This is a genomic window from Pseudomonas syringae, from assembly GCF_021605415.1.
Classification (GTDB): Bacteria; Pseudomonadota; Gammaproteobacteria; order Pseudomonadales; family Pseudomonadaceae; genus Aquipseudomonas; species Aquipseudomonas syringae_S.
Map to the genome: position 1 here is coordinate 1 of NZ_WKEQ01000020.1, position 13570 is coordinate 13570.

Below are 13570 nucleotides of genomic sequence, written 5' to 3' on the forward strand. Positions count from 1 at the left end.
TGGAAACAGCGCGCTCTGGGAGCGGTTTTCACCTTGGATATAGCGCATAAGAAAAATGCCCGTATCTTGCGATACGGGCATTTTCTTCAACCGGCCAGCAGATTGCTAGGTTTTCACACAGCCTGAATCGCAGGCCCTTTTTTTGTACATCGAAAACCGTCTTAAGGCTTGTGCGCCCGGGACAGAAATTCGTGGGATTGCATTTCCAGCAGGCGGCTCAGCGTGCGCTGGAACTCGAACGTCAGGCGGCCGCCGGTGTACAGGTCTTTCAGCTCGACTTCGGCAGAAATGATCAGCTTCACGTTACGGTCGTAGAACTCGTCGACCATGTTGATGAAGCGCCGGGCGATGTCGTCGGTGGTGACGCTCATTTGCTCGACACCGCTGAGCAGCACGGCGTGGAAGATTTTCCCCAGTTCGATGTAATCGTTCTGGCTGCGCGGGCCGTCGCACAGTTCGCGGAAGTCGAACCACGCCACATCGTCGCAGGTACGCAAAGCACGAATTTCGCGGTTTTCGATGATCAGCACATCGTTTTCCACCGCCGCCGTGCATTCCGGCGTCAGCGCCTTGAAGCTTTTGCGCAGGCTTTCGTGGGCGGCCTCGTCGAGCGGATAGTGAAACAGTTCCGCCTGTTCGAGGTGACGCAGACGATAGTCGACGCCGCTGTCGACGTTGACGATTTCGGTGTGCTGCTTGATCAGCGCGATGGCCGGCAGGAAACGCGCGCGTTGCAGGCCGTCCTTGTACAGGCCGTCCGGGACGATGTTCGAGGTGGCGACCAGCGTCACGCCGTTCTTGAACAATTCTTCCATCAGCGTGCCGAGGATCATGGCGTCGGTGATGTCGGACACGAAAAATTCATCGAAGCAGATGACGCGGGTTTCAGCGGCAAAGCGCTTGGCGATGACCGTCAGCGGGTTTTTTTCGCCGCCCAGGGTCTTCATCTCTTCGTGTACGCGCTTCATGAAGCGGTGGAAGTGAGTACGGGTCTTTTCCTTGAACGGCAGCGCTTCGAAGAACGTGTCGACCAGGTAAGTTTTGCCGCGACCCACGCCGCCCCAGAAATACAGGCCTTTGACCGGCGTCAGATCCTTCTTGCCGAACAGTTTGCTCAGCAGGCCCGGCTTGTTCTGATCGGCTGCGATCAGGTCGTCGTACAGGCGCTGCAGATGACGCACAGCAGTTTCCTGCGCGGCGTCATGGAAGAAATCCGGGCGCTTCAGATCAGCTTGATATCGTTCTAGGGGCGTCATAATTCGTTAGCAAGGTAACAAAAACGGGCCGTCACTGTAGCGATGGCCCGTGGGAATGGCAATCGGCCCTTGGTCGGGCCGTGCCGCTGTTTAGTCTTGAGCCGGGGTCAACGCAACGCGCAGCGCCTCGATGGCCGCGTCTCGCGCCGTGCTGTCCGCGAACGCCGGGCTGTCGCCAATGCGCTCGCCTTGCAGCCACACACTGAAGCTCAGGCCTTCGTTACGCACATCCAGCGCCTGACCGGATTGCAGTTGCTTGGTCACCTGGCCAGCCGCTTTGCCATCGGCGAAGTGGCGCGACAGCAGCAGTTGCTCGCCATCGGCCGCGAGCAGACGGAAGCGGAAGCTGCCGTCGTCTTCACGGAAGCTGACGAAACGCGCAGCTTTCGCGGCTTTCTTCTTGGTGGTCGCAGCCACTTGAACCTGATTGACGAAAGAACGCAGGCCGACCGCTTCACGCAGTTCGTTGAGGAACGGCGTCGCCACGGCACGGGCCTTCCTGGCGCCGACTTGCAGCATGTCTTCAAGATCCGCCGGACGTTCGATCAACTGGTGATAACGCTCGCGAGCCTCACCCAGATCGTTGTCGAGCAGCTGGAACAGACGGCTCTTCGCCTCGCCCCAACCCAGGCCGCCGAGCAGTTCGCTGCGAAACTCCTCAGCCTGCGCCGCAGTGGCGAAGGCCTGGAACAGGGTGAACAGGTGCGAGTTGTCCGGATCTTTCGCTTCGCCCGGCGCGCGGGAGTCGGTGACGATCCGCGAAATCGCGTCCTTCATCTCTTTGGCGCTGGAGAACAGCGGAATGGTGTTGTCGTAGCTCTTCGACATCTTGCGACCGTCGAGGCCTGGCAGCGTAGCCACGCTTTCTTCGATCAGCGCTTCGGGCATGGTGAAGAACTCTTTGCCTTGGCCGAACAGATGGTTGAAGCGCTGGCCGATATCGCGGGCCATTTCGACGTGCTGGATCTGGTCGCGACCGACCGGAACCTTGTGGGCGTTGAACATCAGAATGTCCGCCGCCATCAGCACCGGATAGCTGTACAAGCCCATGGTGACGCCGGCATCGGGGTCTTCGCCGGTTTCGACGTTCTTGTCCACCGAAGCCTTGTAGGCATGGGCGCGGTTGAGCAGGCCTTTGGCGGCCACGCAGGTCAGCAGCCAGGTCAGCTCGGGAATTTCCGGGATGTCGGACTGGCGATAGAACGTCACGCGATCGACATCCAGGCCACCGGCCAGCCAGGTCGCGGCGATCTCCAGACGCGAGCGCTGGATGCGCAGCGGATCATCGCATTTAATCAGGGCGTGGTAGTCGGCCAGGAAGTAGAACGAATCGGCATTGCTGTCACGGCTGGCAACGATTGCCGGACGGATGGCGCCGGCGTAGTTGCCCAGGTGCGGGGTGCCGGTGGTGGTGATGCCGGTGAGGATGCGGGTACGGTTCGTCATGGGTAATCGCTTGTCAGACTGCAATCAATTCGAGAGACGCGGCAGGATCAGATCCTTGAGATCGGTCAGCTTGCCATGAAAAAAGTGCCCGCATTCTGCCACTTTCAGCAGCGTATGGGGGCGCTCAAGCGTGTCAGACCATTGGTAAACCAGTGACGGGTCGATCACTTCGTCGGTTTCTGGCTGGATCACGGTCAACTCGCCCTGCTGCGGCAGCTGATCCTGATCGCCCAGGCGCATGACCGCTGGGGCGACCATGAACAAGTGCTTGAGCGGCACACCCTGTGCTTCGAGACGGCCGCCGAGACTTGCTGCAACAAATCCGCCGAAGGAGAAACCGAACAGGGTCAGCGGCAGGTTCGGGTGTTTTTCCAGCAACCAGGCGGCAGCGGCCTGGGCGTCATCGACTTCGCCGGTGCCCATATCGTGCGAACCTTCGCTGGCGCCGACGCCGCGATAGTTGAAGCGCAGGGTAATCAACCCCGCGTCGCGCGCGGTGCGCTGCAAGGTCGAGACGACTTTATTGAGCATGGTGCCGCCCTGCACCGGGTTCGGGTGGCAGATCAGCGCGATGCCGCGTGGCTGCTCGACTTCCAGGTACAGGCTTTCCAGTTGGCCGACGGGGCCGTCGATGACTACAGGGGTTTCACGCATCAGCAAGGGAGGAACTCCGTGACCTTGAATCGGGTCGACTCGTCTAGCAAATTGTCTGTGCCGATCTATTGCGAGTGAATCGCGGTATACAGCGCAGGTTCGAGCCGTTAACGTAAAGCAAAGCCGTTTATAGAGGAAGGACTCGTGGAACACTCGCTCTTAGTTTGGTTGTTACCGACTCTTGCCCTGGTTGTGGGTGTCGCCATTGGTTTCCTGATCGCTCGCGTCGCGCCGAATGCCGCGCCAAGCCGCACGCAGCGTCAACTGGATGACATTCAGGAACGTTTCGACAGTTATCAGAACGAGGTGGTCACCCACTTCAACAGCACCGCCAATCTGGTCAAGAAACTGACCCAGAGCTATCAGGAAGTGCAGGATCATCTCGCCGAGGGCGCCAACCGCCTGGCCCTGGACGAGCAGACCCGTCAACGCTTGCTCGCTTCCCTGCACTCCGAAGCGCCGCAGACACCGCGCGAACGCCTGACGCCACCGCGCGATCAGGAGCCGCCACGTGACTACGCACCGAAAAACCCGAACTCGCCGGGCATGCTCGATGAGCAATACGGTTTGAAGAAGTAATCAGGTTTCGCGCGACAACAGAAAGCCCCCGGACAAGTGATTGTCCGGGGGCTTTTTGTTTCTACTCCGGTATGTGGGACGAATGTATCGGCCTCATTGCCGGCAAGCCAGCTCCCACAGTGTCCGTGTCGTTCATAAAATCTTTGTACACCACATAACCCTGCGGCAGCACCTACAGGGGATTGGGGGCGCCGCCAAATCTGGCTTAACCCAAGACCTCGCCCGCCACCTGATCGATCGCGCCCTTGGTGATGTCGACGATCAGATCCGCCTCAGCCTCGGTCAGCACCAGCGGCGGTGCGAAGCCGAGGATGTCGCCGTGAGGCATTGCCCGGGCGATCATGCCGCGCTCAAGGCACGCCGCCGAGACCTTCGGCCCGACCTTCAAGGCCGCATCGAACGGTGTGCGTTGCTCACGATCCGCCATGAATTCCACCGCTGCGAGCATGCCGTCGCCGCGCACTTCGCCCACCAGCGGATGGCCTTCGAGGGTTTCACGCAGGCGACGATTCAGGTAGCCGCCGACCTTGTCGGCATTCGCCGTGAGGTTTTCGCGCTCAAGAATGTCGAGGTTAGCCAATGCGGCCGCCGCGCAGAGCGGATGCCCGGAATAGGTCCAGCCATGACCCATGGCGCCTTGGGACTCGGAGGCCTTTTCGATCACGTCCCACACTTTTTCGCCGACGATCACTGCCGACAACGGTGCATAAGCACTGGTCAAACCTTTCGCCGTCGTGATCAGATCCGGGCGCATGCCGTAACGCTGGCTGCCCATCTTCGACCCCAGGCGACCGAACGCGCAGACCACTTCGTCAGCGATCAGCAACACGTCGTACTTGTTCAGCACCGCCTGAATGGCCGCCCAATAACCGGCTGGCGGCACGATGATGCCACCCGTACCCATCAGCGGTTCGCCGATGAACGCCGCCACCGTGTCCGGACCTTCAGCGAGAATCATTTTTTCCAGTTCATCGGCGCAGTAGCGCACGAACGCCGCTTCATCCATGCCGGTTGGCGCCTTGCGATACCAGTGCGGGCACACGGTGTGTTTGATGCCTTCGACGGGCAGGTCGAAATGCTGATGGAATGTCGCGAGCCCCGTGAGGCTGCCGGTCATGATGCCCGAGCCGTGATAGCCGCGATCCCGGGAGATGATTTTCTTCTTCAGCGGACGACCGAGCACGTTGTTGTAGTAGCGCACCAGTTTGATCTGGGTTTCGTTGGCGTCGGAACCGGACAGGCCGTAATAGACCTTTTTCATGCCCTCCGGCGCCCAATCGATGATGCGGCTCGACAGCTCGATGATCGCCTCGGTCGAGTGGCCGACGTAGGTGTGGTAGTAGGCCAACTCTTTGGCCTGCTTGTAGATGGCGTCGGCGACTTCGGTGCGACCGTAGCCGATGTTCACGCAATACAGGCCGGCGAAGGCATCGATCAGTTCGCGGCCTTCATGGTCGCGGATGCGGATGCCCGAGGCGCCGGTGATGATGCGCCCCTTGAGCGCGCCGCTGGCGTGGTCATGGGCGTGGGTCGACGGGTGCATGAAGTGCGCGCGGTCTTGTTCAAACAGGTTTTCGAGTTCCGGGTTCATGGCGTTCTCCTTGAAGAAGGGGGTTAAAACTGGCCTTGATGGTGCAGGCAGAAATATTTGGTTTCGACAAAGGCTTCGAAGCCCTCGGCGCCGCCTTCACGGCCCAGCCCCGAGGCTTTCATGCCACCGAACGGAATCGGATGGCCGGTGAACTTGACGCCGTTGACCGCGACCATCGCGTGGTCGAGTCGGCGGATCAGCGGGTAGATCAAATCCATTCGATTGGAACAAATGTAGGCGGCCAGACCGTATTCGGTGTCGTTGGCCATTTCGACGGCTTGATCGAGTGAGTCGAACGGCATCACCCCGGCAATCGGCGCGAAGTTTTCTTCACGATAGATGCGCATCTGCGGGGTGACATCGGCGAGCACCGTCGGCTGATAGAACAAACCGCCGAGGGCATGGGCCTCGCCGCCAACCAAACGCTGCGCGCCGTGTTGCAATGCATCGGCAACACGCTCGGCGGTGACATCGAACGCGGCTTGATGCATCAGCGGGCCGATGTCGACGTGTTGCTCCTTGTCGTCGATCAGCGCCGGACCGACCTTCAATTCGCGCACGGCGGCGGCAAACTGGCTGAGAAAAGCGGGGTAGATGGCGCGATCCACCATGATCCGGTTCGCCGCGCAGCAATCCTGCCCGGAGGTCTGGAACTTGGCGGCGACGGCGACTTTCACCGCCAGCTCAAGATCAGCGTCGGCACAGACAATGAACGGCGCGTTGCCGCCCAACTCCAGCGACACCTTCTTCACATCCTCGGCCGCCGCTTGCAGCACCAATTTGCCGACACGGGTCGAACCGGTGAAGCTCACCGAGCGCACGCGGCTGTCCTGCACCAGGGTTTGCATGGTCATCTGCGGCTCGCCGAGCACGACGTTGAATACGCCGGCCGGGAACCCCGCCTCCTCCGCCAGTTGCGCGAGGGCGAAGGCCGAATACGGCGTTTCGTGCGCCGGTTTGATAACCACGGTGCAACCGGCCGCCAGCGCAGCGGCGGCTTTGCGAGTGATCATCGCCGAAGGGAAATTCCACGGTGTCAGCAGTGCACAGACGCCGACCGGTTCCTTGACCGTGCCCAGGTGCGCGCCGGGAATGTGGCTGGGAATGTTCTGCCCATACAGGCGCCGCGCTTCTTCGGCGAACCACGGAATGAAGCTAGCCGCATAAGCGATCTCGCCACGGGATTCGGCCAAGGACTTGCCCTGCTCCAGACTGAGAATCCGCGCCAGATCCTCCTGATGCTCAAGCATCAACGCCGCCCAACGCCGCAGAATCGCACCGCGTGCTTCGAGGCTTTGCTCACGCCAATCGCTGAAGGCACGGTGCGCGGCATCGACGGCGGCGACGATTTGCGGCTGATCGAGCAACGGCACATGGCCGATCAGTTTTTGATCTGCCGGGTTGTGCACGGCGATGCTGTGACCGCTGTCGCTGTGTACCCAATGGCCATCGACGTAGCACAGGGCCTTGAACAGTAGCGGATGTTTGTAAGTCATGGCGTTCACTCCAATCCGTTTTGCGTGGAACCATGCTAGGGGTTTGGGGCGTGGGGAATTTGCGGTTTGCCGGGGGCTGGCAGGTGGTTTTTTCTGATTGAGTGGCGGCAAACAGAAATTTCCGGCAACCAAAAATCACTGTGGGAGCTGGCTTGCCAACGATGGCGATATGTCAGTCACATTAATGATGAATGTCGAACCGCTATCGCTGGCAAGCCAGCTCCCACAAGGGTTGTGGTGGCTCAGGACTCCGTCGGCAGTTCTGCGGGCAACGCCCCGGCGGTCTTGATGGTTTTGGTGACGATGTAGGTGAAGTAGCGTTCGATACCCAGATCATCGAGCAACAACTGATCGATGAAGCGCTGGTAATGGTCGATGTCCGGCGCCTGGATCATTGCCATGTAATCGACGCCGCCACCGGTGGCGTAGCAGAACGCGACTTCGCTGGCTTCGCTCATGCGCTGCTCGAAACGGCGCATGTCCTGGGCCGTGTGTCGCGCGAGGGTAATTTCCACCAGCACTTGCTGGCTCTTGAACACCGCGCCCCAATCGATCTGCGCCCGATAGCCCTTGATCAGGCCAAGCGCTTCGAGCTTGCGCACGCGCTCCCACGCCGGGGTCACCGAGAGGTTGATTGCCTCGGCCAGACTCGACTTGGTGATACGCCCGTCTTCGGCGAGGATCCGCAGGATTTTCAGGTCGTAACGATCGAGTTTGTGCATGGCCGAGGCCCTCCGGTTAATAGAGAACCCTGTGGGAGCTGGCAAGCCAGCTCCCACAGGTAATGGAGTCAGGTCAGGACGTCGGCGATGACGGCCACCGTGTCGCCACATCGCACCAATCCGGGAAAGTGCCGCGCCGCGAGCAATCCGCTGCGCGCCGCACGGTATTCCACTGGCGCGACGCCGCTGCGGGTAGCGTCGTAAACCCGGGCGATCACTTCGCCCTGGCTCACCGCGTCACCCAGATCGCGGCACATTTCCAGCAAACCATCGTGCTCGCTGGCAATGAAACAGTCGCCATCAGGCATGTCGAGCATGATCGACGGCGACGTCTGCACTTCGCCCTCAACGATCCCCGCATGCACCAGCAGATTGCGCACACCGCGCTCGGCAATCGCCACGCTGCGCGCCGTGGACGAACCGCCGCCGCCCAGTTCCGTGGTGATGAAAATCTTGCCCTGGGATTCAGCCGCCGTGTCATACATCGCCCCGGCATCCAGCTCCAGCATGCGCATGCTGTACGGCGCACTGAACGCGCGCATGCCGGCCTCGCATTGCGCCTGTTGCTGCTTGTCCGGCAGCACATGGCACGCGGCGAACGGCAGGAAATCCAGCGTCCGCCCGCCCGAGTGGATGTCGAGCACGATGTCTGCCAGCGGCAGCAAAGTGCGGGTGAAGTAATCGGCGATTTTTTCGGTCACCGTGCCATCCGGTTTGCCGGGAAAACTGCGGTTCAGGTTGCCCTTGTCGATCGGCGAAGTACGCCGGCCGGCATGGAACGCCGGGGCGTTCATGAACGGGATGATGATCACCCGTCCCGTCACCTCGGCCGCCGTCAGGCCTTGCGCCAGCTTGCTCAGCGCCACCGGGCCTTCGTATTCGTCCCCGTGATTGCCCCCAGTGAGCAGCGCGGTCGGCCCCGCCCCGCGCTGAATCACCGTGACCGGAATCATCACCGCGCCCCAGGCCGAATCGTCCCGTGAATACGGCAACTTGAGAAAACCGTGCTGCACGCCTTCGCGGTTGAAATCCACCGTGGCGCTGATCGGGTTGTCAGGCAGTTCGCTCATGATTCAGTCCTTCACGAACAGTTGGCGTGGCACGTTGCACAGGGTTTCGACGCCGGTGTCGGTGATCAAAATGCTCTCGGTGATTTCCAGGCCCCAATCGTCCATCCACAGCCCCGGCATGAAGTGGAAGGTCATGCCCGGTTGCAACACGCTGGTGTCGCCGGGGCGCAGGCTCATGGTGCGCTCGCCCCAGTCCGGTGGATAACTGATACCGATCGGGTAGCCGCAACGGCTGTCCTTGTGGATGCCGAATTTTTCCAGCACCTTGAAAAACGCTGCGGCGATGTCGCCCGTGGTGTTGCCCGGCTTCGCCGCTTCGAGGCCAGCGGCGATGCCTTCGACCACGGCTTTTTCGCCGTCGAGGAAATGCTGCGGCGGCTTGCCGAGGTAGATCGTGCGCGACAGCGGGCAGTGATAACGTTTGTAGCACCCGGCGATTTCGAAGAAAGTGCCGGCACCCTTTTCGAACGGCGTGTCGTCCCAGGTCAGGTGCGGCGCGCTGGCGTCGGCGCCGGTCGGCAACAGCGGCACGATGGCCGGGTAATCGCCGCCATGGCCGTCGGCGCCGAGGATGCCGCTGCTGTAGATCTCGGCCACCAGTTCGTTTTTGCGCATGCCCGGTTCGATGCGTTCGAGGATCCGCCCGTGCATGTTTTCAACGATGCGCGCGGCGATGCGCATGTAGGCGATTTCCTGCGGCGACTTGATCGCGCGCTGCCAGTTCACCAGACCGACCGCGTCGATCAATTTGGCTTTCGGCAAGTGCTTTTGCAGCGACAGATACGCCGCTGCACTGAAGTAATAGTTGTCCATCTCCACGCCGATGGTCAGCGCATCCCAGCCGCGAGCGGTGATGACTTCGCGGGACAGGTAATCCATCGGATGACGTTCGCGCGACTGCACGTAGATGTCCGGGTAACCGACGATGTTGTCCTGCTGCATGAACACCGTGCGCTTGGCACCGTTGGCGTCCTGGCCGCGACCGAACCACACCGGTTCGCCGTCGAGGGCCAGCAGCACGCACTGGTGAACGTAGAACGACCAACCGTCGTAGCCCGTCAGCCAGGCCATGTTCGACGGATCGGTGACCAGCAACAGCTCGATGCCCTGCGCCTGCATGGCCACACGCACCTTGGCCAGACGCTGGGCATATTCTTCCCGTTCGAACGGGAGATTGACGACTATCTGAGACATGCACCTGCCCTCTGATAAATGACGCACGGATGAAAAAAACGGTTAACTGCCGAACTGAAAACCCTTGCCCGCCGCGCGCGCGCGCTCGAACGCCAGATTGGCCATGGCGGTGTCCTGGGCGCCGGTGCCGGTCAGGTCGCACAAGGTGATCTGCGCCGCATCGCTGCGACCGGGACGCTGGCCGGCGAGCACCTGGCCCAGCTCGGCGAAGCTTGATTCGTCGCTGACCACACCGGCCGCGAGGGCGTGATGCAACTCGCCGAGAATTCGCGTCTGGCTCAAGCGGTCGGCCACGTAGCGGTCAACCTCTGCCAGCACGGACGGGGCAATTTCGTTTTTGTGTTCGGCATCGGAGCCCATGGCGGTGATGTGCAGGCCGGGCCGCAAATGGCGGGGTTCGATCAATGGCTCGCGGCTTGGCGTGCAGGTGATCGCGATGTCGATGTCGGTCATCGCCTCGTCGATGCTTGCGCAGGGCATCACCGCCAGACCGCTGTCGCGGGCCAGTTCGGTGCTGAAGGCCTGCGCCTTGGCGAAGTCGCGGGCCCAGACCCGCACACGCTCGATCGGGCGCACCAGGCGCAACGCCTGCAACTGCAACGCTGCCTGCTCGCCGGCACCGATCAGCGCTACGCTGCGGCTGTCGGCTCGCGACAATGCCCGCGCTGCCACCGCGCCTGCCGCTGCCGTGCGCACGGCGGTCAGATAGCCGTTATCGAGCAACAAGGCATCGAGCAAACCGGTGCGCGCCGAAAGCAGCATCATCATGCCGTTGAGGCTCGGCAGACCCAGCTTCGGGTTGTCGAAAAAGCCCGGGCTGACCTTGATCGCAAAACGCTCCAGCCCCGGCAGATAAGCGGTTTTCACGTCCACTTCGCCGTTGTGCTCGGGGATGTCCAGGCGCAAGATCGGCGGCATCGCCACGGCGGCGGTGGCCAGCAGCACGAAGGCTTGCTCGATGGCCTCAATGCTCGCCAGATCCAGCGCCACGCAAGCGCGCAGATCGGCTTCGCTCAACAGGGTGACGTCACTCATGCTGCCCTCCGGTTTTTATGGGTTTTCAGGCGTCTGCGCCGCTGAGCACGCGCAGGTGTTGTTGGGTGTCGACATTGCGTCCGCTGACCACAATGACCACCGGCCCACGCGGCGCTATCAAGCCGTCGAGCACTGCCGCGATCCCCACCGCCGCCGCGCCCTCAAGCACCAGCCGTTCTTCGTGATAGGCATGGCGCAGGGCATTGGCGATAGAGCTTTCGCTGAGCAGATGCAGGTGATCGCAGGTGTCGCGGGTCATGCTGAAGGTGTACCGGTTGTCGAGGCCGATGCCGCCGCCGAGGGAATCGGCCAGGGTCGGCAGTTCTTCGACTTCCACCGGATGTCCGACGGCAAGGCTGGCGTGCATCGCCGCACCGCGCTGCATGCTGATGCCATGAGTGGTGATGCGCGGATTGGCGCTTTTGATGGCCAGCGCTACGCCAGCGAACAGGCCGCCGCCGGACAACGGCACCAGCACATGGGCGACGTCCGGTTGCTGCTCGAGAATTTCCAGGCCCAAGGTGCCCTGCCCGGCGATGATCGCCGGATGATCGAACGGCGGCAGCAACGTCGCACCGTGGTCGCGGGCGATGCGTTCGGCTTCACGCTGGGCATCGTCTTGGGACTGGCCGACGATGCACACCTCGGCACCGAGATCACGAATCGCCTGCACCTTGTTCGCCGGCACCAGGTTCGACAGGCAAATGGTCGCCTTCACGCCCAACCGCGACGCTGCATACGCCAGTGCCCGACCATGATTGCCGGTAGACGCGGCCACCACGCCACGCTGTTTCTGTTCGTCGTCGAGTTGCGCCACGGCATTGCTCGCACCGCGTAATTTGAAGCTGCCGGTGATCTGCAAGGACTCGAGCTTCAGATAAACCGGCACGCCCAACCGGCGCGACAGGCTCGGCGAATGCTCCATGGGCGTGCGCCGCACCAGCGCTTCGATGCGCTGGCGGGCGAGGTAAACATCGTTTAGTTGCAGTGCTGGCATGACCGCATCCCGACTCAAGTGTTGGGCGCAGTCTAAGAGGGCTGAATTGTCGTGATGAATGTACTAGGGCAATTTAGTCGACAAACTTTTTTGCCCCGGGACACTGCTCAAAAATCGTGGATTTGCGGGTACTGGCCGAAAATTTCGCGCATGCCGATCAGCGCTTCGCGCATCTCTTCATCGCTGCATTCAGCGCCGACACACACACGAACCGCCCGAGGCCGAGGGGTGCCGCGCACGGTGAACGGATCGGGGGACGTGACCGCAATGTGTCGATGACGCAGCGCTCGCACCAGGCCGTCGACTTCCCAGTGTTTGGGAATACCGACCCACGCACTCAAGGCATTCGGGTGCTGCCCGAGCAGGTATTCGCCGAGGTATTCGCTGACCATCGCCTGTCGGCTGACCAGCAGGCGGCGCTGCAATTGCACCAGCGTGTCGGCGCGCCCGTCGCGAATCCAGCGCGCCGCGATCTCGGACACCATCGGCGTGGCCATCCAGCTGTTCACCCGCAAGATGCTTTCGGTGCGCAACGCCAGACGCTTGGGCACCACCAGATAACCGATGCGCAAACCGGTCAGCACCGACTTGGTCATGCTCGTGCAATAGAACGACAGTTCCGGCAGGTAATGGCTGATCGGCGGCGCACGCTGTTCGTCGAGCAACGGGCCGTAGACGTCGTCTTCGATGATGTGCACGCCGAAGCGCCGGGCGATGTCGGCGATTTCCCGGCGACGGCTGTCCGGCATCAGGCTGGTGGTGGGGTTATTGAGGTTCGGCGTGCAGACCAGCGCGGTGATACGTTCGTTGCTGCACATGTCCTCGAAGTGTTCCGGGTCGATGCCATAGCGATCCATCTCCAGACCTTTGAGGGTGAAGCCGAGCACTTGGGAATTGCCGATCACGCCGTGGTCGGTCAAGCCTTCGCAGAGCACCACGTCATCCGGACCCGCCAATGAGGCAAGGGCGAGAAAGATGCCGTGGGCGGCGCCGTTGGTGATCAGGATGTCGTCGCGTTCGACCTTCAGGCCCTGACGGCCGATCCAGTGCATCGCCGCTTCACGGTGGGATTCAAAACCGGCAATCGGACGAAAGGCATGAATCCACGGCTGGTCGTCTTCGGTACTGAGTTCGCGACAGGTTTCGCGCCAGAACTGATCGTGCTCGCGGGTATGCAGAATCCGCGTGATGGAAAAATCCACCAGCGCCCGTTCGGAACTGTCGAGGATATACGTGGCGACCCGGTCGCTCATGCGCCGCGAGACAAAACTGCCGCGCCCGACTTCGCAACGCACCAACCCCTGGCGCTCCAGTTCCTTGTAGGCATTGGTGACGGTCTGCACGCTGATGCCCATGGCGTCGGCGACCTGCCGTTGTGGTGGCAGGCGCTGATCGTTGGCCAGCACCCCTTGCTCAATGTCGTCGGCGATGGCCTGAACCAGAATCTTGTATTTCGATTCGCCGCTGCGGGCGATTTCCAGTGCTGCTTTCCACTTGTCCATCGGCGTTGAACCCGCGTGTTTGCCAGTG

At 61.6% G+C, this 13570-nt stretch carries 12 protein-coding genes; 1 reads left to right on the forward strand and 11 read right to left on the reverse strand.

Annotated features, from left to right (window positions below; all coding sequences use genetic code 11):
• Window positions 1-161: 161 nt before the first annotated feature.
• The 3 genes from zapE to GIW69_RS15275 all read right to left on the reverse strand — a co-directional run bounded on the left by zapE (window position 162) and on the right by GIW69_RS15275 (window position 3356).
• Window positions 162-1256, reverse strand: a complete 1095-nt coding sequence (gene zapE / locus GIW69_RS15265; RefSeq protein ID WP_236483510.1) for a cell division protein ZapE — start codon at window positions 1254-1256, stop codon at window positions 162-164.
• 90 nt (window positions 1257-1346) lie between these two features.
• Window positions 1347-2702: a tryptophan--tRNA ligase gene (locus GIW69_RS15270; RefSeq protein WP_236483511.1), complete on the reverse strand. Its 1356-nt coding sequence runs from the start codon at window positions 2700-2702 to the stop codon at window positions 1347-1349.
• A gap of 24 nt (window positions 2703-2726) precedes the next feature.
• A complete protein-coding gene (locus GIW69_RS15275) occupies window positions 2727-3356 on the reverse strand; it encodes an alpha/beta fold hydrolase (protein ID WP_236483512.1) in 630 nt (209 codons plus the stop codon).
• Between the two features lie 144 nt (window positions 3357-3500).
• Here GIW69_RS15275 and GIW69_RS15280 point away from each other — a divergent pair, with 144 nt between their 5' ends.
• Window positions 3501-3935: a ZapG family protein gene (locus tag GIW69_RS15280; protein ID WP_236483513.1), complete on the forward strand. Its 435-nt coding sequence runs from the start codon at window positions 3501-3503 to the stop codon at window positions 3933-3935.
• A 205-nt stretch (window positions 3936-4140) separates the two neighbouring features.
• Here GIW69_RS15280 and GIW69_RS15285 read toward each other — a convergent pair whose 3' ends face one another.
• The 8 genes from GIW69_RS15285 to ehuR all read right to left on the reverse strand — a co-directional run bounded on the left by GIW69_RS15285 (window position 4141) and on the right by ehuR (window position 13542).
• Window positions 4141-5526 carry an aspartate aminotransferase family protein gene (locus GIW69_RS15285; RefSeq protein ID WP_236483514.1) on the reverse strand — a complete coding sequence of 462 codons (1386 nt, stop codon included), beginning with the start codon at window positions 5524-5526 and terminating at the stop codon, window positions 4141-4143.
• Window positions 5527-5549: 23 nt separating this feature from the next.
• A complete protein-coding gene (locus tag GIW69_RS15290) occupies window positions 5550-7022 on the reverse strand; it encodes an NAD-dependent succinate-semialdehyde dehydrogenase (protein WP_236483515.1) in 1473 nt (490 codons plus the stop codon).
• 242 nt (window positions 7023-7264) lie between these two features.
• Window positions 7265-7744 carry an Lrp/AsnC family transcriptional regulator gene (locus GIW69_RS15295; RefSeq protein WP_236483516.1) on the reverse strand — a complete coding sequence of 160 codons (480 nt, stop codon included), beginning with the start codon at window positions 7742-7744 and terminating at the stop codon, window positions 7265-7267.
• Between the two features lie 68 nt (window positions 7745-7812).
• Window positions 7813-8814 (reverse strand): N(2)-acetyl-L-2,4-diaminobutanoate deacetylase DoeB, encoded by a 1002-nt coding sequence (doeB, locus tag GIW69_RS15300; protein WP_236483517.1) that lies wholly within the window; start codon window positions 8812-8814, stop codon window positions 7813-7815.
• A gap of 3 nt (window positions 8815-8817) precedes the next feature.
• On the reverse strand, window positions 8818-10008 hold the full coding sequence (gene doeA / locus GIW69_RS15305) for an ectoine hydrolase DoeA (protein ID WP_236483518.1): 1191 nt from the start codon (window positions 10006-10008) through the stop codon (window positions 8818-8820).
• 42 nt (window positions 10009-10050) lie between these two features.
• Window positions 10051-11043, reverse strand: coding sequence for an ectoine utilization protein EutC (eutC, locus tag GIW69_RS15310; protein ID WP_236483519.1), 993 nt, complete (start codon window positions 11041-11043; stop codon window positions 10051-10053).
• Between the two features lie 25 nt (window positions 11044-11068).
• Window positions 11069-12040, reverse strand: a complete 972-nt coding sequence (gene eutB, locus GIW69_RS15315; protein ID WP_236483520.1) for a hydroxyectoine utilization dehydratase EutB — start codon at window positions 12038-12040, stop codon at window positions 11069-11071.
• A 107-nt stretch (window positions 12041-12147) separates the two neighbouring features.
• Window positions 12148-13542, reverse strand: coding sequence for a MocR-like ectoine utilization transcription factor EhuR (ehuR, locus tag GIW69_RS15320; protein WP_236483521.1), 1395 nt, complete (start codon window positions 13540-13542; stop codon window positions 12148-12150).
• Between the last annotated feature and the right edge of the window lie 28 nt (window positions 13543-13570).

Coding starts and splice junctions, on each gene's coding strand:
- zapE (WP_236483510.1), bottom strand. CDS start 1,256: ATGACGCCCCTAGAACGATATCAAGCTGATCTGAAGCGCCCGGATTTC.
- GIW69_RS15270 (WP_236483511.1), bottom strand. CDS start 2,702: ATGACGAACCGTACCCGCATCCTCACCGGCATCACCACCACCGGCACC.
- GIW69_RS15275 (WP_236483512.1), bottom strand. CDS start 3,356: ATGCGTGAAACCCCTGTAGTCATCGACGGCCCCGTCGGCCAACTGGAA.
- GIW69_RS15285 (WP_236483514.1), bottom strand. CDS start 5,526: ATGAACCCGGAACTCGAAAACCTGTTTGAACAAGACCGCGCGCACTTC.
- GIW69_RS15290 (WP_236483515.1), bottom strand. CDS start 7,022: ATGACTTACAAACATCCGCTACTGTTCAAGGCCCTGTGCTACGTCGAT.
- GIW69_RS15295 (WP_236483516.1), bottom strand. CDS start 7,744: ATGCACAAACTCGATCGTTACGACCTGAAAATCCTGCGGATCCTCGCC.
- doeB (WP_236483517.1), bottom strand. CDS start 8,814: ATGAGCGAACTGCCTGACAACCCGATCAGCGCCACGGTGGATTTCAAC.
- doeA (WP_236483518.1), bottom strand. CDS start 10,008: ATGTCTCAGATAGTCGTCAATCTCCCGTTCGAACGGGAAGAATATGCC.
- eutC (WP_236483519.1), bottom strand. CDS start 11,043: ATGAGTGACGTCACCCTGTTGAGCGAAGCCGATCTGCGCGCTTGCGTG.
- eutB (WP_236483520.1), bottom strand. CDS start 12,040: ATGCCAGCACTGCAACTAAACGATGTTTACCTCGCCCGCCAGCGCATC.
- ehuR (WP_236483521.1), bottom strand. CDS start 13,542: ATGGACAAGTGGAAAGCAGCACTGGAAATCGCCCGCAGCGGCGAATCG.